Annotated in this window: 20 protein-coding genes; 10 read left to right on the top strand and 10 right to left on the bottom strand. The window is 65.4% G+C overall.

All coding sequences use genetic code 11. The annotated features are described in order from the left end of the window. The 3 genes from GRI89_RS09540 to trxB form a co-directional block, all read left to right on the top strand. Positions 1 to 1,574: carboxyl transferase domain-containing protein (locus GRI89_RS09540; protein ID WP_159794541.1), on the top strand; the 1,574-nt coding region annotated here is incomplete at its 5' end. Positions 1,575 to 1,718: 144 nt separating this feature from the next. Further along, positions 1,719 to 2,207, top strand: a complete 489-nt coding sequence (locus tag GRI89_RS09535; RefSeq protein WP_201290903.1) for a MarR family winged helix-turn-helix transcriptional regulator — start codon at positions 1,719 to 1,721, stop codon at positions 2,205 to 2,207. Between the two features lie 66 nt (positions 2,208 to 2,273). Beyond that, entirely contained in the window at positions 2,274 to 3,257 is a 984-nt protein-coding gene (trxB, locus tag GRI89_RS09530; protein WP_159794539.1) for a thioredoxin-disulfide reductase, read from the top strand. A 26-nt stretch (positions 3,258 to 3,283) separates the two neighbouring features. Here trxB and gyrB read toward each other — a convergent pair whose 3' ends face one another. From gyrB to GRI89_RS09515, 3 genes are all read right to left on the bottom strand, one after another. Then, entirely contained in the window at positions 3,284 to 5,791 is a 2,508-nt protein-coding gene (gyrB, locus tag GRI89_RS09525; protein ID WP_407924975.1) for a DNA topoisomerase (ATP-hydrolyzing) subunit B, read from the bottom strand. A gap of 597 nt (positions 5,792 to 6,388) precedes the next feature. Then, positions 6,389 to 6,688 (bottom strand): hypothetical protein, encoded by a 300-nt coding sequence (locus tag GRI89_RS09520; RefSeq protein WP_159794537.1) that lies wholly within the window; start codon positions 6,686 to 6,688, stop codon positions 6,389 to 6,391. Positions 6,689 to 6,911: 223 nt separating this feature from the next. Beyond that, positions 6,912 to 7,220 carry a UrcA family protein gene (locus GRI89_RS09515; protein ID WP_159794535.1) on the bottom strand — a complete coding sequence of 103 codons (309 nt, stop codon included), beginning with the start codon at positions 7,218 to 7,220 and terminating at the stop codon, positions 6,912 to 6,914. A 231-nt stretch (positions 7,221 to 7,451) separates the two neighbouring features. On the opposite strand from GRI89_RS09515, the gene guaA reads away from it, so the two are divergent. Together guaA and GRI89_RS09505 are read left to right on the top strand one after the other, a co-directional pair. Next, a complete protein-coding gene (guaA, locus tag GRI89_RS09510; protein WP_159794533.1) occupies positions 7,452 to 9,026 on the top strand; it encodes a glutamine-hydrolyzing GMP synthase in 1,575 nt (524 codons plus the stop codon). Between the two features lie 92 nt (positions 9,027 to 9,118). Beyond that, a complete protein-coding gene (locus GRI89_RS09505) occupies positions 9,119 to 9,568 on the top strand; it encodes a CHRD domain-containing protein (RefSeq protein WP_159794531.1) in 450 nt (149 codons plus the stop codon). A 9-nt stretch (positions 9,569 to 9,577) separates the two neighbouring features. Here the strand turns inward: GRI89_RS09505 and GRI89_RS09500 are convergent, their stop codons facing one another. Together GRI89_RS09500 and GRI89_RS09495 are read right to left on the bottom strand one after the other, a co-directional pair. Further along, the gene (locus GRI89_RS09500) at positions 9,578 to 10,213 is read right to left on the bottom strand and encodes a hypothetical protein (protein WP_159794529.1); all 636 of its coding nucleotides are present in this window, start codon (positions 10,211 to 10,213) and stop codon (positions 9,578 to 9,580) included. Beyond that, the gene (locus GRI89_RS09495; protein ID WP_159794527.1) at positions 10,210 to 10,638 is read right to left on the bottom strand and encodes a hypothetical protein; all 429 of its coding nucleotides are present in this window, start codon (positions 10,636 to 10,638) and stop codon (positions 10,210 to 10,212) included. The genes GRI89_RS09500 and GRI89_RS09495 overlap by 4 nt, the downstream gene beginning before the upstream one ends. A gap of 196 nt (positions 10,639 to 10,834) precedes the next feature. Between GRI89_RS09495 and GRI89_RS09490 the strand changes: the two genes are divergently transcribed. Both GRI89_RS09490 and GRI89_RS09485 read left to right on the top strand, forming a co-directional pair. Further along, on the top strand, positions 10,835 to 12,346 hold the full coding sequence (locus tag GRI89_RS09490; protein WP_159794525.1) for a thioredoxin family protein: 1,512 nt from the start codon (positions 10,835 to 10,837) through the stop codon (positions 12,344 to 12,346). Then, on the top strand, positions 12,331 to 12,768 hold the full coding sequence (locus GRI89_RS09485) for a GNAT family N-acetyltransferase (RefSeq protein ID WP_159794523.1): 438 nt from the start codon (positions 12,331 to 12,333) through the stop codon (positions 12,766 to 12,768). Before GRI89_RS09490 ends, GRI89_RS09485 begins: the two co-directional genes overlap by 16 nt. 51 nt (positions 12,769 to 12,819) lie before the next feature. Here the strand turns inward: GRI89_RS09485 and GRI89_RS09480 are convergent, their stop codons facing one another. The 4 genes from GRI89_RS09480 to GRI89_RS09465 form a co-directional block, all read right to left on the bottom strand. Then, positions 12,820 to 13,053, bottom strand: coding sequence for a hypothetical protein (locus tag GRI89_RS09480; protein ID WP_159794521.1), 234 nt, complete (start codon positions 13,051 to 13,053; stop codon positions 12,820 to 12,822). A 269-nt stretch (positions 13,054 to 13,322) separates the two neighbouring features. Next, positions 13,323 to 13,724, bottom strand: a complete 402-nt coding sequence (locus tag GRI89_RS09475; protein WP_159794519.1) for a hypothetical protein — start codon at positions 13,722 to 13,724, stop codon at positions 13,323 to 13,325. A 61-nt stretch (positions 13,725 to 13,785) separates the two neighbouring features. Continuing rightward, a complete protein-coding gene (locus GRI89_RS09470) occupies positions 13,786 to 14,046 on the bottom strand; it encodes a zinc-finger domain-containing protein (RefSeq protein ID WP_328598188.1) in 261 nt (86 codons plus the stop codon). A gap of 43 nt (positions 14,047 to 14,089) precedes the next feature. Then, positions 14,090 to 14,695 (bottom strand): DUF4402 domain-containing protein, encoded by a 606-nt coding sequence (locus GRI89_RS09465; RefSeq protein ID WP_159794515.1) that lies wholly within the window; start codon positions 14,693 to 14,695, stop codon positions 14,090 to 14,092. 112 nt (positions 14,696 to 14,807) lie between these two features. On the opposite strand from GRI89_RS09465, the gene GRI89_RS09460 reads away from it, so the two are divergent. Genes GRI89_RS09460 through GRI89_RS09450 form a run of 3 tightly spaced genes read left to right on the top strand, consistent with a single transcriptional unit; the run spans position 14,808 to position 18,706 of the window. Further along, positions 14,808 to 15,758 carry an ABC transporter ATP-binding protein gene (locus GRI89_RS09460; RefSeq protein WP_159794513.1) on the top strand — a complete coding sequence of 317 codons (951 nt, stop codon included), beginning with the start codon at positions 14,808 to 14,810 and terminating at the stop codon, positions 15,756 to 15,758. Between the two features lie 39 nt (positions 15,759 to 15,797). Then, complete coding sequence (gene nadB / locus GRI89_RS09455; protein WP_159794511.1) at positions 15,798 to 17,384, top strand: L-aspartate oxidase; 1,587 nt, start codon at positions 15,798 to 15,800, stop codon at positions 17,382 to 17,384. Beyond that, positions 17,381 to 18,706, top strand: coding sequence for an MgtC/SapB family protein (locus GRI89_RS09450; RefSeq protein WP_159794509.1), 1,326 nt, complete (start codon positions 17,381 to 17,383; stop codon positions 18,704 to 18,706). Before nadB ends, GRI89_RS09450 begins: the two co-directional genes overlap by 4 nt. A gap of 7 nt (positions 18,707 to 18,713) precedes the next feature. Here the strand turns inward: GRI89_RS09450 and GRI89_RS09445 are convergent, their stop codons facing one another. Further along, entirely contained in the window at positions 18,714 to 19,013 is a 300-nt protein-coding gene (locus GRI89_RS09445) for a DUF1330 domain-containing protein (RefSeq protein ID WP_159794507.1), read from the bottom strand. Between the last annotated feature and the right edge of the window lie 74 nt (positions 19,014 to 19,087).

The raw sequence follows: 19,087 nt of genomic DNA, 5'->3' as shown, positions 1-19,087 counted from the left end.
TCGACCTCGCCAGCCCCGACGCGCAGGCGCGCGCGGCGCATAACCGCGCGCTCGCCGAGGAACTTCGGGCCAAGGTCGCCGAGGCCGCGCTTGGCGGGAGCGAGAAGGCGCGCGAGCGGCACACCAGCCGCGGCAAGCTGCTGCCGCGCGAGCGGATCGAGCGGCTGCTCGATCCCGGCAGCCCGTTCCTCGAGATCGGCCAGCTTGCCGCCAACGGCATGTACGAAGGCGACGTCTCGGGCGCCTCGATCATCGCCGGGATCGGCCGCGTCTCGGGCCGGCAGGTGATGATCGCCGCCAACGATGCGACCGTGAAGGGCGGCAGCTACTACCCGATGACGGTCAAGAAGCATCTGCGCGCACAGGAGATCGCCCGCGAGAACCGCCTGCCGTGCATCTACCTCGTCGACAGCGGCGGGGCGAACCTGCCCTACCAGGCCGAGGTCTTTCCCGATCGCGAGCACTTCGGGCGGATCTTCTACAACCAGGCGCAGATGAGCGCCGAGCGCATCCCGCAGATTGCCTGCGTGATGGGCTCATGCACCGCGGGCGGCGCCTACGTCCCGGCGATGAGCGACGAGAGCGTGATCGTGCGCGACCAGGGCACGATCTTCCTCGCCGGCCCGCCGCTGGTGAAGGCCGCGACGGGCGAAGAAATCAGCGCCGAGGACCTCGGCGGCGGCGACCTTCATGCGAAGAAATCGGGCGTGGTCGACCACCTCGCCGAGAACGACGAGCATGCGCTGACCATCGTGCGCGATATCGTCAGCCATCTCGGCGCGAACGAGGGCGCGAGCCTCGACCTCAAGGAATCGCGCCCGCCGAAGTTCGACGCCGAAGACCTCTATTCGATCATTCCCGAGGATGTCCGCGCACCCTACGACGTGCACGAGGTCATCGCCCGGCTGGTCGACGGCAGCGAGTTCCACGAGTTCAAGGCGCACTACGGCTCCACGCTGGTCTGCGGCTTCGCCCACATCTGGGGCATGCCGGTGGCGATCCTCGCCAACAACGGCGTGCTGTTCTCGGAAAGCGCGGTGAAGGGCGCGCACTTCATCGAGCTCGCCTGCCAGCGCGGCATCCCGCTGCTGTTCCTGCAGAACATCTCGGGCTTCATGGTCGGCGGCAAATACGAGGCCGAAGGCATCGCCAAGCACGGCGCCAAGCTGGTCACCGCGGTCGCCACCGCTCAGGTGCCCAAGATCACCGTGGTCATCGGCGGCAGCTTCGGGGCCGGCAACTACGGCATGTGCGGCCGCGCCTATGGCCCGCGCTTCCTGTTCACCTGGCCCAATGCGCGGATCAGCGTGATGGGCGGCGAACAGGCCGCCAGCGTCCTCGCCACCGTCCACCGCGACGCCGACAAGCGGAGCAAGGAGGAAGAGGAGGCCTTCAAGGCCCCGATCCGCGACAAGTACGAGAGCGAGGGCAATCCCTACTACGCCACCGCCCGCCTGTGGGACGACGGCGTGATCGACCCGGTCCAGACCCGCGACGTCCTCGGCCTCGCCCTTTCCGCGACGCTTGAAGCCCCGATCCCCGAACAGCCGAAGTTCGGCGTGTTCCGGATGTAGCTGCGAAGACCTGTGCGGCTTTGAGTGGGCGGCGGCGTCGCATAATTGTCTCACCGCATTTTTCTCGCCGCCGAGTCTTCCCGAACGGCGCCGGGCAGAATAGGGTTTTGCAAATACCAAAAAGGGGGGTCAGCAGAGGTTACCGTGGAAGAGGCAACCAGCTTCGCGACTTATCGCGGGGGTGAAACCCCGCCGGACATGAGGCTGACCATCCTGCTGGTGCTGGTCGCGCGGCGCTGGCGGACGATTCTCGACGAAAAGCTGCGGCCGACCGGGCAGTCGAGCGCGCGGATGGAAGCGCTGTCGGCGATCCTCAATTCACCCGATCGCAGCGCGCAGGTCGAAATCGCCAAGCGCCTGCGAATCGAGGGGCCGACATTGACGCGCATGATCGATACGCTGGAGAAGGACGGGCTCGTCACTCGCATGCCGGACCCCGCCGACCGTCGCTCGAAACTGCTGAAGCTGACGCAGGAGGGCGAGGAGACGCTGCACGATATCTTCAACCTCGCTGATACCTACCGAGCGCGCCTGCTCGACGGTGTCCCTGCTGAAGACAAGGCGGCGGTCTCGCGGTTTCTCACCGGATTGCTCGACCGGCTCGACACCGGCTTGCCCGGGGACGACGCCTGAGCGCTGCTTGATTGCGCCCCTCGCGCCTCTAACTAGGGGCAAAGGCGATTCTCAAGAGACATACCCATGGCAACCCACACCACCCGCATGCTCATCATCGGCTCCGGCCCGGCCGGCCTTTCGGCCGCGATCTACGGCGCGCGTGCCGGCATGGAACCGATCGTCGTGCAGGGCCTGCAGCCCGGCGGCCAGTTGACCATCACCACCGACGTCGAGAACTATCCCGGTTTCCGCGAGGTCATCCAGGGCCCATGGCTGATGCAGGAGATGGAGGCGCAGGCGGTCCATGTCGGCACGCGGATGATGTGGGACACCATCGTCGATGTCGACATTGCCAGCGGATCGCCGTTCAAGGCGATCGGCGACAGCGGCGACGAATACGTCGGTGACGTGCTGGTCATCGCCACCGGGGCGCAGGCCAAGTGGCTGGGTGCGCCGGGCGAGGAAGCGCTCTCGGGCAAGGGCGTCAGCGCCTGCGCGACCTGCGACGGGTTCTTCTATCGCGGCAAGAAGGTCGCGGTGATCGGCGGCGGCAATACTGCGGTCGAGGAAGCGCTCTACCTGACCAACCATTCCGACGATGTGACGCTGATCCACCGCCGCGACGAACTGCGCGCCGAGAAGATCCTGCAGGACCGGCTCTTCGCCCACCCCAAGATTACCGTGCTGTGGAACAAGACGGTCGAGGAATTCCTCGGCGATCCCGCGGGCGCCGGGCTGACCGGGCTCAAGCTCGTCGATACCGTCACTGGCGAGAGCAGCGAGTTCGGTTGCGAGGGCGCCTTCGTCGCCATCGGCCACGCGCCCGCGACCGAGCTGTTCAAGGGGAAGCTGGAGATGGATTCCTCGGGCTACCTCGTGGTCGAGCCCGGCACGCCCAAGACCGACGTCCCCGGCGTCTTCGCCTGCGGCGACGTGATGGATCACACCTACCGCCAGGCGGTCACCGCCGCGGGCACCGGCTGCATGGCCGCGCTCGATGCCGAGCGCTTCCTCGCGGCAAAGGAATTCGCCGCGCACGAGGCGAAGCAGGCCGAAGCGGCGGAGTAGCGCCGCTTCGCAATCACATTGCCTGACTAGATATCCAGGTTGGCGACGTTGAGCGCGTTGTCCTGGATGAATTCCCGGCGCGGTTCGACGATATCGCCCATCAGGCGGGTGAAGATCTCGTCGGTCACGTCGGCATCCTCGACCTTGACCTGCAGGAGCTGGCGGTTGTCGGGGTCTAGCGTGGTCTCCCACAACTGCTCGGCGTTCATTTCGCCAAGGCCCTTGTAGCGGCTGATGGCGAGGCCCTTGCGGCCCGCGGCAAGCACGGCGTCGAGCAGTTCGGTCGGCCGCGTAATCGCACCGTCGACCGGGGTCGCTGGCACGTTTTCCTCGCCGTCCTCGGTGACGGTGTCGTCTTCGGGTTCCGGCTCCGCGCCGAGCCGGGTGAAGCGGCCCGGGCGGGCGAAGGTTTCGGCATGTTCGGCGGCGAGGCGGTGCAGTTTGCGCGCCTCGGTGCTGTCGAGGAAGCGCGCCTCGATTTCGTGCACGTCGGTCACCCCTCGCCATTCGCGACTGATACGGATGAATCCGTCGGCGCCGATTTCGGCGCCCCACTTGGCTTCGGGGTCGCCCATGCCGAGCCGCTCGGCGGCATAGCCCAGCGCCTGCTCGCGCTGGCTCTCATTGAGCGCAGGGTCGAGTGCACCGGCGAGCGCCAGCTGCTCGACGATGACCGGATCGTACTTGCGCGGGGCGAAGGCGATGAGGTTGCGCAACCGTAGCGCGAAATCGACCAGCGTGCGCAAGTCCTCGCCGCTCCGCGCGCCGCCGGCTGTTTCCAGCACGCGGCCCTGCAGTCCGTTGTCGACGAGGTGGCGGTCGAGCGCCCCCTGGTCCTTGAGGTAGACCTCGCTGCGACCCTTGGCGACCTTGAACAGAGGCGGCTGGGCGATGAACAGGTGTCCGGCCTTGATGATCTCGGGCATCTGCCGGTGGAAGAAGGTCAGCAGCAGGGTGCGGATGTGCGCGCCGTCGACGTCGGCGTCGGTCATGATGACGATCTTGTGGTAGCGCAGCTTTTCAAGCGTGAACTCGTCGCGCAGGCCGGTGCCCATCGCCTGGATCAGGGTGCCGACTTCCTTCGAGGAAATGATCCGGTCGAAGCGCGCGCGTTCGACGTTGAGGATCTTGCCGCGCAGAGGAAGGATCGCCTGGTACTGGCTGTCGCGCCCGGACTTGGCCGAACCGCCGGCCGAATCGCCCTCGACCAGGAACAGTTCGCTCTTCGACGGATCGCGTTCGCGGCAGTCGCTGAGCTTGCCCGGCAGGCTGGCGACGTCGAGCGCGCCCTTGCGGCGGGTCAGTTCGCGCGCCTTGCGCGCCGCTTCGCGCGCCGCCGCGGCGTCGATAATCTTCTGGATGATCGCCTTCGCGTCGTTGGGATTTTCCTCGAGCCACTCGGTCATCTTTTCGCCCATCAGGCTTTCGAGCGGCTGGCGAACCTCGGAGGAGACCAGCTTGTCCTTGGTCTGCGAAGAAAACTTGGGATCGGGCAGCTTGACCGAAACGATCGCGGTCAGCCCTTCGCGCATGTCTTCGCCGGAGAGGGAGACCTTTTCCTTCTTCATCAGCCCCGAGCGTTCGGCGTAGGCGTTAAGCGTGCGTGTCAGCGCGGCGCGGAACGCGGCGAGGTGGGTGCCGCCGTCGCGCTGGGGGATGTTGTTGGTGAAGCAGAGCACGTTTTCGTAGTACGAATCGTTCCACTCCAGAGCGACGTCGATGCCGATGCCGTCCTTCTCGGCCGAGACGGAGATCGGTTCGGCGACCAGCGCCTGCTTGTTGCGGTCGAGGTACTTCACGAAGGCGGCGATCCCGCCTTCGTAGAACAGGTCGTGTTCAACCACCTCGGCATGGCGCTTGTCGCGCAGCAGGATGTGGACGCCCGAGTTGAGAAAGGCGAGCTCGCGATAGCGGTGCTCGAGCTTCTCGAAATCGAAGTCGGTGACGTTCTTGAACGTGTCGGTGCTCGGCAGGAATGTCACGCGCGTGCCGGTGCGCTCGCGATTGGCCGGGCCCACGACCTTGAGCGGGGCGACGACGTCGCCGTTTTCGAAGCGTACCCAGTGTTCCTTGTCTTCGCGCCAGATCGTCAGCTCGACCCATTCACTGAGCGCGTTGACCACCGAGACGCCGACACCGTGCAGGCCGCCCGAAACCTTGTAGGCGTTGTCGTCCGAGGTGTTCTCGAACTTACCGCCGGCGTGGAGCTGGGTCATGATGACCTCGGCGGCCGAAACGCCTTCTTCCTTGTGGATGTCGACCGGCATGCCGCGGCCGTTGTCCTCGACGCTCACCGAGCCGTCGGGATTGAGTTCGATCAGTACCAGGTCGCAATGCCCGGCCAGAGCCTCGTCGATCGCGTTGTCGGAGACCTCGAACACCATGTGGTGCAGGCCCGATCCGTCGTCGGTGTCGCCGATGTACATGCCGGGGCGCTTGCGCACCGCGTCGAGGCCCTTGAGTACCTTGATGCTGTCGGCGCCGTAGCCGTTCGAATTGGGTGCGTTTCCGCCGTTTTCTTCCATGGCGATCATATAGGGATTGGCGCCCGGGTTCCCAAGCTTGGCGGGCATATTGTGCACAAGTGCGGCGAGGCGTTTCCTGCGCACCCGAACATTGCCCGTCGGCGGGCCGGAGGTCGTGCGGGACACGGCCGCCAGGGGTGGGGGGAGGAGAAGGCGGCCGTGTCCCGTACGGGGTCTTCGGCTTGGATTGCCGCACAAGGGAATTGCGGCGGGAAGACCGGGATCGGATGGACTGACTACGCCGGTCCGTTCCGATCCGGAGTTTTGGCCGGCTGGCGGCTAGGGGGGGGAGAGGGGTGCCTGCCAGCCGGCTCGAGGGGTCAGATAGTGTTGCAGTGCACACAACTCAAATGCGAAAACTGCCACGGGTGTTGCATCATTTGCAACACCCGTGGCAGTTCGCAGGATAAGCTGAAGAGCTATTACATCCAGACGAGCGGGAGCGGGTAGCGCCCGGCGCATTCGAAGTATGAATTGAGGATCTGCCTGGCGATGCGCAGCATGGTCGTTTCTTTCTGAAGATGGGTGGGATCAGGTACGGCCACGAGGTCGCGGCCGGCCCAGGGGGAGAGGAGGAGACCCGGACCGGCCGCAATGCCGTGAAGTTCAGCGCAACGCGATGGTCACTGCGTCAGGGGTACCGGCCTTCGCCAGCTGCTCGTCGATCTCGCTGCGCACTTCGGTGCGGCAGTCCTTGTAGAGCTGCCAGCCCTTGAGATCGCGGACGAATGGCTTTTCGCAGGCTTGATCGAGCGCGAGTTCGATCTTCTCGTCGAGCGTTGCGTGATGATCCACTTCCTGCTGCGGGACCGGGCGTTCGCCGATGACGAGCAGCATGGTCTGGGCGGAAGCGGGAGCGGCGCACAACACGGAAGCGGCGAGCGCAGCAGTCAGAATGGTCTTCATGACCTGTCTCCAATCGAAGTGACGGCAGGCTTTGGGGCTCATGCCAATTTGTATGTGTCACTTACTATGTTGCGCTGCACCATCGATATTGCAAGTGCGAAAAGAAGAAGCGGTGGTGCATTCTTTGCAACAGTTATTCGATGCCCTTGCTGCCCTTGCACCGCACGGAAACGGCCGCCCCCGGGGTCTCCTGGCGCGGCCGAATCGTTCTTGCAGAAGGGATTTAGTCCGCGAGGGCAACGGGCGACCCGGGGTCGGGCGCGAGCAGCGCTTCGACCTTTTCCATCGCCGACTTGTACGAGGCGGCGCGGCAGGTTTCCACGCTCGACGAGAGGGACAGCGAGCTGTCCCACGAGCGGGTACAGACCTTCTTCGCTGCAGCGGAAATGCGCTGCTCGAGGGTGGCGATGTCGGCCGGGTCGGTGAGGTCGAGATCCGCGTAGCTGACGACCGTCGACTTCTCGCTCGCCGCCGCGGGAGCAGCGGTCATGGCCATGCCGGCCGCGAGGAAAGTAACGAGGATTGCACGCATTGAATTTCTCCGATGACGGTTGTTGACCACCCTTCGAAACATCCGTTGTGTTCTCGCCTTCGATTGTGCGCTGCAGCATTTCCGCTCACAAGTGCGAAAACGGCAAGGACCTTTGCGATGTTCGCAACGAAACTTGTCTCGATATTGTAGCACTGCCCAACGGCGTTCCTTGGCAACCGCCGCGGCTGCCGCTCGCTTTACAGCCCGGCATGGCGTCACTATCGCCCCGCCATGGACGCAGAGCACCTCCCCGATTCCATCCTCATCGTCGACTTCGGCAGCCAGGTCACCCAGCTCATCGCCCGCCGGGTGCGCGAAGCCGGGGTCTATTCCGAAATCGCCCCGTTCAGCTTGGCCGAAGAAGCCTTCGCGCGGCTCAGGCCAAAGGGCATCATCCTCTCGGGCTCGCCCGCCGGCGTGCCGGAGGAAGGCTCACCCCGCGCTCCAGAGGTGCTTTTCGAGGCAGGCCTCCCGATCCTCGGTATCTGTTACGGCCAGCAGGTGATGAGCCACCAGCTCGGCGGCAAGGTCGAGGCCGGAACCGACGGTGAGTGGGACGGAGAATTCGGCCGCGCCTACCTGACGGTGACAAAGGATTGCACGCTGTTCGACGGCTTGTGGCAGGTCGGCGAGCGCCACCAGGTGTGGATGAGCCATGGCGACAAGGTCACCCGCTTCGCCCCCGGTTTCGAGATCGTCGCCACCAGCGACGGCGCGCCCTTCGCGGTGATCGCCGACGAGGAGCGCAAGTTCTACGGTACCCAGTTCCACCCCGAGGTGGTCCATACGCCCGACGGAGGAAAGCTGATCGCCAACTTCGTCCATCACGTCTGCGGCCTCGCCGGCGACTGGACCATGGCCGCCTATCGCGAGACCAAGGTGCGCGAAATACGCGAGCAGGTCGGCACGGGCCGCGTGATCTGCGGCCTCTCGGGCGGCGTCGACAGTTCGGTCGCGGCAATCCTGATCCACGAAGCGATCGGCGAGCAACTGACCTGCGTCTTCGTCGACCACGGCCTGCTGCGCCTCAACGAGCGCGAACAGGTCGAGACTATGTTCCGCGACCACTACAACATACCGCTGGTGGTGGTGGACGCCGAGGAGCGCTTCATGGCCGGCCTTGCTGGCGAGACCGACCCCGAGAAGAAGCGCAAGTTCATCGGCAAGACCTTCATCGACGTGTTCGAGGAGGAAGCGAACAAGATCGGCGGGGCTGACTTCCTCGCGCAGGGCACGCTCTATCCCGACGTGATCGAATCCGTGTCGTTCACCGGCGGCCCCTCGGTGACGATCAAGAGCCACCACAACGTTGGTGGTCTGCCCGAGCGGATGAACATGAAGCTGGTCGAACCGCTGCGCGAACTGTTCAAGGACGAGGTCCGCGCGCTCGGCCGCGAGCTCGGACTGCCCGAGATTTTCGTCGGCCGCCACCCGTTCCCCGGCCCCGGCCTCGCCATCCGCATCCCCGGCGAAGTGACCAAGGATCGCTGCGACATCCTGCGCAAGGCCGACGCGATCTACCTCGACGAAATCCGCAAGGCCGGCCTCTACGACGCGATCTGGCAGGCCTTCGCGGTGCTGCTCCCGGTCAAGACCGTCGGCGTAATGGGCGATTACCGAACTTACGACAGCGTCTGCGGCCTGCGCGCGGTGACCAGTACCGACGGCATGACCGCCGACGTCTATCCCTTCCCGGCGGAATTCCTCACCCAGTGCGCGACGCGCATTGTCAATGAGGTAAAGGGCATCAACCGGGTGGTCTACGACTACACCAGCAAGCCGCCGGGTACTATCGAGTGGGAGTAACTCTCTAGGGCGAGGAACGACTTGCGCTTTTGACCCGTTGCCCTTCCGGTAGGCTGCGCAGATGCGCGGCGAAAGTTCTCGGAGAGGCTGTCATGACCAAGACCATTCTCGCAGTTGTTGTCTTTGCCGGTGCCGCATCGCTCGCCGCGTGTGCCTCGCTGGAGGAAGAGGCCGTAGGCGCCACTTCCAAGACCTACCACGCCGTCATGCTCGGTTCGAACGAGGTCGGCGGAGGCGATCCCGATGGGTCTGGCCGCGCCGAAGTGTCGATTGGCAAGGCCTTCGACCAGGTCTGCTACGAACTCAACGACCTGAACGGCCTCGATACCGTCACCGCCGTGCATATCCACTTCGGCAAGGCCGGAGTGAACGGGGCGCCCGTCCTGACCCTGACACAGTCCAACCAGGGGCGTTGGCAGGGCTGCAAGAACGGTTCGGAATGGGCCCAGAACCGCCTGCAGGGAAATCCGCAGGACTTCTACGTCAACGTGCACACGACGGCATTCCCCGGCGGGGCGATCCGTGGGCAGCTCGTCGACTGATCCCGGCGCCTACTTGCTGCGGCGAATGAGCGAGCGCGCCACCCCGATCAGGTAGAGCACCGCAGGAACGGCGAGTGTCGCCACGCCGGTCATGCCGTTGGGCCCGGGCACGTGCTTCCAGTAGAAAACGATCGCGGCGAGCAGCACGATGCCGGCGCCGATGTAGGCCTTCGTCGGCGCCCCTGACATCGGGTTCACGAACAGGCACTCGTAGTTCTGTCCCGGAAGCGAAGTTTCGCCATCGGCCACCTGCCCCGCCGAGAGCATGTCGCGGTAGTAATGCAGGTAGGCGAAGCACAGCACTGCGTTGAGCGCGACGGTCAGCAGCGCCAGCACGGCCAGCATGGCATCGCCCTCGATAATCACCGAGATGAAAGCGCCGACCACGTTCACCGGCATCAGGGCGGCAAGCGCGAAGGGCACCAGGCGGTTGACGATCAGCAACGCGCCGCCGGCGATGCTGATGAACTTGGCCACCGCCAGCAGGCCGCTCTGTTCGAGCTGGCCCATCAGCCGCACGGCCATCGGATCGTGCCATTCCATCGGCGGCGCGAAGGGGACGAGGAAGGGCAGGAAATAGGCCAGCGAGGTCACGGCCATGACCAGGCCGAGCAGCAATCGGAGGATGTCGAAGGGGCGGATCATGATTGCGCCTCCTTCTTGCCGAAGGGCCATTGCGGGGTGGCGTGGCGCACGAACATCGGCCGGTAGCTGTCCCAGTAGGCGAGACACAGCAGCACGTTGCAGCTCAGCACCGACCAGCCGTAAACCGCCGAGCCGGTCCACCAGCCCTGGAGTTCGGTGTCCCAGTACCAGACGGTGAAGCTCACCGGGAGCACCATGACCAGCAGCAAGGGCAGGCGGAAGCCGAGCAGCACCGCGATCCCGGCGATCAGCTCGGTCGCCTTTACGAAGGTGAACAGCCCGCTGTCGAGCAGCGCGGTGAACACCCCGATGCTGAGCGGCTGGCTGCCGGTCGGCTGCGGGTAGAGACGAATGAAATGGTTGAGACCCGCCGGTATCATCCACGCGGCGTAGATCAGGCGTACGAACCAGATTGCGTAACGCATGTGTAGCCCTCCCCCGGGAGCGGTCGGGACGGCTGTTGTGGCCAGCCTGTTCCCGAGGCGAGACTAGGCCCCAGCGCGCGGGATTGTAAATGCCCCATGGCGCAAGGAAGCCGACCGAGTCTTGCAAAGGTTGCATCCGAAACCTTGCCCCATGGCGCAAGTCAGGCCACAAACGGCCCCGACGAAAGGGACATACATGCGCTCTACCACCGTTGCCGTCGCCCTCGCGCTGGCGCTCGCCACCGCCGCTTGCCAGAACGCCGGCGATCAGGCCGAACTCGCGCAGGCCAGCGAAATCGCCTGGCGCCACGGCGACGTCGCGGACGCGTTGGCCGAGGCCAAGGAAGCCGGCAAGCCGGTGATCCTCTATTGGGGCGCGGTGTGGTGCCCGCCGTGCAACCAGATGAAAGCCACCCTGTTCCGCGATCCCGAGTTCATCGCCGAAACGCAGAACTTCATCCCGGTCTACCTCGACGGCGACACCGAAGGCGCGCAACGCTGGGGCGAGCAGTTCGGCATCAGCGGTTATCCCACGGTCATCATCCTGCAGCCCGATGGGACCGAGATCACCCGTATCGCCAGCGCGACCATGGCCGGCGAACTGCCGAAACTGCTCGAGGTTGCCGCCAAGCGCACCACTTCGATCGAAACGCTGCTGGCCAAGGCAGAGAACAACACTGCAAACCTCGACAAGGAGGACTGGACGATCCTCGGCGGGTTCGACTGGATGAACGACCCCAAGCACTTCTCCGACCTGACCAAGGCGGGAACGCTGCTCGGACGGCTCGCGCAATCGGCACCGACGCCCGAACTAAAGCGCCGCTTCGGCCTGCTCTCGCTGGCGGTCGAGGCCGACGGCAAGCTCACCGAAGAACAGCAGGCGCAGACCGAGCGGATTCTCGGCGGAATGCTCGAAGTCAAGTCGGAAATCCTCGCCAATCGGCAGGAGCTGACTTTCTATGCTCCCGACCTGGTCAACGGCATGTCCCCAGGCGAGGCGCGCGACCGCCTGGCCGGTGAACTGGTCAAGGCCGGCGACACGATATTCGCCGCCGACGGTCTCTCGCTCACCGACCGGGTCGACGCGGTGAACATCGACATCACGCTGGCCAAGGCCGACGGCGGCAAGGTACCGGCGGACGTCCTTGCCAAGGTCCGCAAGCGGGCCAAGTGGGCCGACGCCAACGCCAAGGACAAGCAGCAGCGGCAATCGGTGATGGACGATGCCGCCTACCGGCTGAAGGATGCCGGCGACATCGAGGGCGGGCGCAAGATCCTGCTGGCCGAACTCGAGAAGTCCGAATCGCCCTACTACTACATGAGCAGCCTCGCCGACTTCGCCGAAGAGCAGGGCAAGTCCGCCGAGGCGATCGACTGGGCGCAAAAGGCCTACGAGGCCTCGCAGGGTCCGGCCACGCGCGTGCAATGGGCGATTTCGTGGTCGGGCTACGTCATGCGCCTGACGCCGCAAGACAAGAAGGCGGTCGAAACCAGTGCGCAGGCCGTGCTCGGCGAGCTGGCAAAGAACCAGGACGGCTACTTCCAGCGCACCCGCGTCAAGATCGACAAGTGGGGCAAGACGCTCTCCGAATGGGCGGCGGCGAACGGCGGCAGCGAAGTGCTCGACGGCCTGCGCACCGAGATGGCGGAGCTCTGCACCAGGCAGGGCGGCCAGGCCGACAGCTGCAGCTCTTGGGCGAAAGCCTGATCCGTCACGCCGCGCCTGGTGACAGCCCGGCGCTGGCCCGACTGCTCGTCCAGCTCGGCTATGAGGTGACGGCCGACGAAGTTGCCGCGCGCCTTCCGCAGATGACAGAAGAGGGGCGCGCGGTGTTCGTTGCCGAGCGCGACGGTCGTGTGGTCGGCTGCCTGAGCACTTCGCTCATGCGGGTGATCCATCGTCCGGCGCCGGTTGGGCGTATTTCGATGATGGTGGTCGAGGACCGCATGCGCGGGTTGGGCATCGGGGCGGAACTGGTCGCGGCGGCCGAGCGGCACCTGCTCGATGCCGGTTGCCAGGTCATCGAGGTGACCAGCGCCCTCGCCCGCGAACGGGCCCACGCATTCTACGAAAAGGTCGGATACGAGAAAACCAGCGTGCGCTTGTCGCGCGAACTCGGGCGGGAATGAAAAAGGGCCGCTCGATTGCGGCCCTTTTCGAATTCGTCCTTCAGCTGCGGCCTAGGGGCTGGCGGGGAGGTCGCTGGCGTCGAAGCCGTCGTCCGTCAATACAATGATGAGACCGATCGCTGCGGCGATGAGGCCGGCGAAGGCAAGGAACCCACCCCCAGACACCTGTTCACTCTGCGAAACAGCCGAAGGCTGACGCGCTTCGGCAGCCTGTGCGGTGAGCGGTGCGGCTACAAGGCCAGCTGCCACGACCAAGCTCGTCAAGGTGGTCTTGGTAAACTTCATTTGTGTCTCCCTTAGAAATCTATCGTGTGCCCCCCAGAACGGCGCACCGGCCCAGGCGTTCCCGGAAAATCGCGTGATTGTGTAAACGCTTCACCTAACGACCGCAAGCCTCGGACGATGACGGCATTATTTTCGGCTCAGGCGATCAGTTGGGCTTGTAGGTTGGATGAGCAACAGAACGAATTACGGCACATTCCGCAATTCGGGCGTTGAATCGACATGAAATTATAGTTGGAATTCGATCGCCCGGCGGGCTTACCGCCAAGCGGTCAGCCTTCCTTGGTGTAAGGCACGAACTCGGTCAGGAAGACGACTCCCGTCGTCATGCCGCTCGAACGATCGACCGTGTGCATGCGGTCCTGCACACAGATCTGGCTCGAGCTGAAGCGGTTCATGACCAGTATGTCCGAGGTGTCGAGCTGGTCGGGGTGCACCGGCCGGGCGACGTAAATCGTCTTGCCGTGCTTGTAGACCATGGCGACCCTGTCGATGATCTCCGGGTTGTCGGTGCTGTAGGTGTTGATGCAGCTTACCGGCTCACCCGCGGTGCGGCCTTCGATCAGTTTCGCCAGCCGTTCCTCGCCCTTCGCCGTTCGATCTTTGGCGATTGCAGGCGAAATCGCGCCGAACGCCATTGCAGCGCCGACGATGCAGGAAATGATGGTCTTCATGGCTTGTCTCCTGTCCGCGAAACGTGCGCCCGGGCAGGTGAACAATGGCTGACTGCCCGGCTCAGGCGACACTCGCGTCGCCGGGGGACGGCAGGTCGCCCGGCGAGACTTCGTGGATCCCGTGTTCCGCTGCATTCCCCTCGAGCACGAAACGGCGATCGCAATAGCCGCAATCGACGTAGCCCTTCTCGTCGATTTCGAGCCAGACGCGCGGGTGGCCGAGCGCAGCGGGACGATAACCGGTGCCGCCGCGGATGGCGCCGGCGCCATCGCAAGAGACGCGGCGGGTTTTGGTCACGGTGATTTCGGGTGCGTTTTCCACGTCCCCGCCGTTATCGCGAAGCGCTGCCGCGCGCAACAGGACTTCAGTTGAACTGCACCTGGATGGTTACGGTGCCGCGGTAGACACCCGCCGGCTGCGCCGCGCCGACGTGCAGGGTGCCGCCAAGCCAGAACTCGGTGATCCCGTTGTCGGTGTCGATCCGGTACCGGCCGAGGTTCCAGCCCGGGCCACCGGAAATAGCGGTCATTCCGGAGGTGGCAATCGTCACGCCGTCCATCTGCATGGTGTCACCCAGGGGCGAACTCAGGGAAACGCTGCCACCGGTGATATCCTTGATCCTTATGGTCCAGTTGCGCTTGCCATAGATGCTGAAACGGGCCGCGCGGCACACGCCGGTGCGAACGAGGCCAGAGGAGGCGGTGCAGGTCGCGCTGTTTGCCGGTGTCAGGACGACGGTGCCCGGCGCATTAGGCTGGACGATCGAGCCGAAGGCCATGTCGGCGGTCTTGGCGATCGATCCCGGGGTCATGATGGCAACCTGGGTCCTGGCCGTCGCGGTATCGCCGTCGACCGACTGAGCCATCGCCTGCACAGGGGCCAGCATGCACACCAACGCGGCACCGAGCGCGAAAAGCGCGCGCGTGCAGCGTGCCGGCAGGCATGGCAGGCGGAGTGTTACAGGTCCCATTGCGTCCTGTTTATCGCAACAGGCGATAGGGGATGGTTGCTTGTTATGGTTAAAGCGAAGGTAACAAACGACTGCTTTACGCCGTGGGCCGGCGCCCTCTAAAGGCGGCGGAATGAGCGACACCGCACCCGCCATCGCCATCCGCGACCTCGTCAAGGAATATGCCGGATCGCCCGGCGCGCCGCCCAAGCTGGCGCTCAAGGGAGTCAGCTTCGACGTGCCCGAAGGCGGCATCTTCGGGCTGCTCGGCCCCAACGGTGCGGGCAAGTCGACGCTGATCAACATCATGGCCGGGCTGGTCAACAAGACCAGCGGCACGATCGAGATCTGGGGTCACGACATCGACCGCGACCACCGCAACGCCAAGCTGAACATCGGCATCGTGCCGCAGGAAATCGTCTTCGACCCCTTCTTCACCCCGTTCGAAGTGCTGGAAAACCAGGGCGGGATGTATGGCGTGGCCAAGCACCTGCGCCGCTCGGAGGAACTGCTCCGCGCGGTCCACCTCGAAGACAAGCGCAACGCCTATTCGCGCACGCTTTCGGGCGGCATGAAGCGTCGCCTGCTGATCGCCAAGGCGATGGTCCACTCCCCGCCGATCCTCGTCCTCGACGAGCCGACAGCGGGTGTCGACGTCGAACTGCGCCGCCAGCTTTGGGAACTCGTCGGCGAGCTGAACGCCGAGGGCGTCACGGTGGTTCTGACCACGCACTACCTCGAGGAAGCCGAAGAACTGTGCGACCGCATCGCGATCATCAATCATGGTGAACTTATCGCCAACAAGCCGACCCGCGAACTGGTCGGGATGATGGGCGAGAAGGTGGTCGAAGTGACGCTCGACAAGGACATCGGCGACCTGCCGAGCGACCCGGCATTCCACAGGTGCGAGAAGACCGGCGAGCGCAGCCTCGCCATCACCTTCGACAAGTCCGAGGTCAGCGCCGGGCAGGTGCTCGCCCGGCTGCAGGGGGCGGGGTTTGCCATCGAGGATGTCTCGACCCGGGAGGCCGACCTCGAGGACGTGTTCGTGCAGCTTACCAGTGGCGTCTCCGAAGCAGTCTGAGCGCTTGCCGACGTGCCTTTGCAGCGCCATGACGGCGCCATGACAGGCACGGCAACCGACATCCTCGTCATCGGCTCGGGCGCGGCGGGACTGACCGCGGCGCTCTCGTTGGCGACGCGGCACAAGGTGACGGTGCTCGCCAAGGGCCCTCTGACCTCGGGCTCGACCGCCTGGGCGCAGGGCGGGATTGCCGCGGTGCTCGATGCCGGCGACACTTTCGAGGAACATATCCGCGACACGATGATCGCCGGGGCCGGGCTCAATCGGCGCGAGACGGTCGAGTACGTCATCGAACGCGCGCCGGCGGCAATCGAGCGGCTGGTCGAACTCGGCGTGCCGTTCAACACCGACGGCCCCAACCTCCACCTGACCCGTGAGGGCGGGCACAGCCACCGCCGCATCGTCCACGTCAATGATGCTACCGGCTGGGCGGTGCAGGCTGCCCTGCTCAAGGCCGCGGAGGAAAATCCCAACATCACGCTGCTGCCCGATCACACCTGCATCGACCTGATCACCGGCAAGAACGAGGAGCGCTTCTCCGGCTCGGGACGGGTCTGGGGCGCCTACGCGCTCGATACCGCGACGGGCCGGGTCGAGGCCTACACTGCGCGCGCCACGGTAATGGCCTCGGGCGGGGCGGGGCGCGTCTACCAGTTCTCGACCGCGCCGCGCGGGGCGACGGGGGACGGCATCGCGATGGCCTGGCGCGCCGGTGCGCGCGTCTCGAACATGGAGATGATGCAGTTCCACCCGACCTGCCTCTACAATCTCGAGGTCAAGAACTTCCTCATCACCGAGGCGGTCCGCGGCGAGGGCGGGCGGCTGATCAATCCGGTGACCGGCGAACGCTACATGGAGCGCTACGATCCCGAGCGGATGGAGCTGGCCCCGCGCGACATCGTTGCCCGCGCGAACGACGACCAGATCAAGCGCTACGGCCTCGACTACGTCCACCTCGACATCAGCCACCAGCCGCCAGAGTTCGTGAGGGAGCACTTCCCGACGATTCACGAAAAGCTGCTCGGCCTCGGCATCGACATGACCAGGGAGCCGATCCCGGTGGTCCCGGCACAGCACTACACCTGCGGCGGCATTCTCATCGAGCTCGATGCGCGCACCGACCTGCCGGGCTTATGGGCGGCGGGCGAGTGCACCGAGAGCGGACTGCACGGCGCCAACCGCCTCGCCTCGAACAGCCTGCTCGAATGCTTCGTGTTCGGCGAAGCCGCGGCGCAGGACATTCTCGGCTGCTGGGACAAGCTCGATGCGCCCCCGCCGATCCGCGAATGGGACGAAAGTCGGGTGACCGATTCCGACGAGGAAGTGGTCATCAAGCAGAACTGGACCGAGATCCGCCGCTTCATGTGGAACTATGTCGGAATCGTGCGAACCACCAAGCGGCTCGAACGCGCCGCGCACCGCATCGCCCTGCTCTCGGGCGAGATCGAGGACTATTACGGCCATTTCCGCGTGACCACCGACTTGATCGAACTGCGCAACCTGCAGCAGTGCGCCGACCTCATCGTACAGAGCGCCTTGCGGCGCCACGAAAGCCGCGGGCTGCATTACACGCTCGACTATCCCACCACGGACGCGGTTGCGCGGGACACGGTCCTGGTTCCGTGAACCTGTCTGCGGCCGCGGGCTCGGGCCTGACCCTGACCGATCGTTACGGCACCATGGTGACCGAGCCCGACCTGGCGCTCTCGCTGGCGGTAGCGGTCACGGCGGGCCTGCTGGTCGGGATCGAGCGCGGCTGGCGCCAGCGGGACGAGGCCGAGGGCATGCGTGTCGCCGGGATCCGCACGTTCACGCTGATCGGCGCGATCGGCGGCATTATCGGCGTTCTCGGCCTGACCTATTCCGTCCTGCTCGCCGCAATCCTGTTGGCCGGTGCGCTGGCGCTTCTGCTCAGCGCCTTCCTGCGCGGCCGCACCGAGAAGGAAAAGCGCGACGCGACGACCATGGTCGCCGCGTTGCTTACCCTGTGCATCGGACTGCTGGCGGGGGCTGGCTATGCAGCGCTGGCGATGGCTTCGGCGGCGTTCGTGACTCTGGTCCTGGCGCTGCGGCGGCAGACGCAGGGGTTTCTCGCAGCGCTTTCCGAACAGGAATTGCGCGCCATCGCCCGCTTTGCCGTCATCGCGGGGGGCGTACTGCCGTTCCTGCCCGACGCGAACTACGGGCCCTACGACGCCTGGAACCCGTTCCGGCTGTGGCTCGTCGTCGTGCTCGTGACCGGCTTTTCGATCGCCGGTTACGTCGCCGCCCGGCTGGTCGGGCAGAAGCGCGGGACCCTGACGATGGCGGTCATCGGCGGCGCCTATTCGTCGACCGCGGTGACCGCCGCCTTCGCTGGTCGCCTGAAGGAGGGGGACGCCGGTCCCTTCGCCACCGGCATCGCGCTGGCCAGCGGGGTCATGTACCTGCGGGTCATGCTGCTCGCGGTTATCCTCGCCCCGCGGGTCGCGCTCGAATTCGCCGAAGTGCTCGGCCCGCCCGCCATCGTCGCCTTTGCCGTCGTCGCCCTCGTCTGGCGAAGCGAACGCGAGGCGACGGGCACCGCGACCGAGCTTTCGAAGAAGCCGTTCGAGATCGTGCCCGCCCTCACCTTCCTGTTGCTGGTGGCGGCGGCTTCGTTGCTGGTTCGCTGGGCGCAGGTCGAATACGGCGAGATGGGCAGCGCGGTATCGCTGTTCCTGGCCGGCAGCTTCGATGTCGATGCCGCGCTGGTGGCCTACTCCACCTTGCCCAGCGATTCGGTGCCGCTGGAGACCGCCGCACTGGCGCTTGCGGGCACTGTGGCGGTCAACATGGCGTTCAAGGCGGCGATCGTCGTCGCCAATGCCGGCTGGACCGCCGGGCGGAAGGCAAGCCTGGCGCTATGCGCGAGCCTCGCCGTCCTGCTGGTGATTCTGGCCTGGCGAGCCATTTCGATCTTCGGCTGAGGGGCGATCAGACCGGGGGCGAGAAGCCCTTGGCGACAACCATCCGCGCCATGTCGGAATTGTCGATCCGCAGGTGCTTGATCGCGCTGTATTCGGGCGAGTTGTACCAGGCGCTCGCCGCCTCGACCGAAGGGAACTTGAGCACGATCGTGGTCGGCGGGGTGTCGCCTTCGAGCACGGTCGCGCCGTGGTCGACCACCACCACTTCCGCGCCGTGGGCCTGCAGCGTCGGCAAGACCTTGCCGGCGTATTCCTGCATGCCTTCGGGGTTCGTCACGCGGTATTGCGCGATTACGTATCCAGCCATTGTCCATTCTCCCATGGGAATCTCGCACCCGTGTATCGCCGTGCGGGGCGAATTGACAGACGTCCTGCCGCCCC

Source organism: Croceibacterium salegens, from assembly GCF_009827435.1.
Taxonomy (GTDB): domain Bacteria; phylum Pseudomonadota; class Alphaproteobacteria; order Sphingomonadales; family Sphingomonadaceae; genus Croceibacterium_B; species Croceibacterium_B salegens.
Note: the sequence above shows the minus strand (reverse complement) of the source record. Positions and strands in the feature narration are given on the sequence as shown.

Excerpts from the sequence above, each read along its gene's own strand:
- trxB (WP_159794539.1), top strand. The coding sequence starts at position 2,274 with ATGGCAACCCACACCACCCGCATGCTCATCATCGGCTCCGGCCCGGCC.
- gyrB (WP_407924975.1), bottom strand. The coding sequence starts at position 5,791 with ATGATCGCCATGGAAGAAAACGGCGGAAACGCACCCAATTCGAACGGC.
- GRI89_RS09520 (WP_159794537.1), bottom strand. The coding sequence starts at position 6,688 with ATGAAGACCATTCTGACTGCTGCGCTCGCCGCTTCCGTGTTGTGCGCC.
- GRI89_RS09515 (WP_159794535.1), bottom strand. The coding sequence starts at position 7,220 with ATGCGTGCAATCCTCGTTACTTTCCTCGCGGCCGGCATGGCCATGACC.
- guaA (WP_159794533.1), top strand. The coding sequence starts at position 7,452 with ATGGACGCAGAGCACCTCCCCGATTCCATCCTCATCGTCGACTTCGGC.
- GRI89_RS09505 (WP_159794531.1), top strand. The coding sequence starts at position 9,119 with ATGACCAAGACCATTCTCGCAGTTGTTGTCTTTGCCGGTGCCGCATCG.
- GRI89_RS09500 (WP_159794529.1), bottom strand. The coding sequence starts at position 10,213 with ATGATCCGCCCCTTCGACATCCTCCGATTGCTGCTCGGCCTGGTCATG.
- GRI89_RS09495 (WP_159794527.1), bottom strand. The coding sequence starts at position 10,638 with ATGCGTTACGCAATCTGGTTCGTACGCCTGATCTACGCCGCGTGGATG.
- GRI89_RS09490 (WP_159794525.1), top strand. The coding sequence starts at position 10,835 with ATGCGCTCTACCACCGTTGCCGTCGCCCTCGCGCTGGCGCTCGCCACC.
- GRI89_RS09480 (WP_159794521.1), bottom strand. The coding sequence starts at position 13,053 with ATGAAGTTTACCAAGACCACCTTGACGAGCTTGGTCGTGGCAGCTGGC.
- GRI89_RS09475 (WP_159794519.1), bottom strand. The coding sequence starts at position 13,724 with ATGAAGACCATCATTTCCTGCATCGTCGGCGCTGCAATGGCGTTCGGC.
- GRI89_RS09465 (WP_159794515.1), bottom strand. The coding sequence starts at position 14,695 with ATGGGACCTGTAACACTCCGCCTGCCATGCCTGCCGGCACGCTGCACG.
- GRI89_RS09460 (WP_159794513.1), top strand. The coding sequence starts at position 14,808 with ATGAGCGACACCGCACCCGCCATCGCCATCCGCGACCTCGTCAAGGAA.
- nadB (WP_159794511.1), top strand. The coding sequence starts at position 15,798 with ATGACAGGCACGGCAACCGACATCCTCGTCATCGGCTCGGGCGCGGCG.
- GRI89_RS09445 (WP_159794507.1), bottom strand. The coding sequence starts at position 19,013 with ATGGCTGGATACGTAATCGCGCAATACCGCGTGACGAACCCCGAAGGC.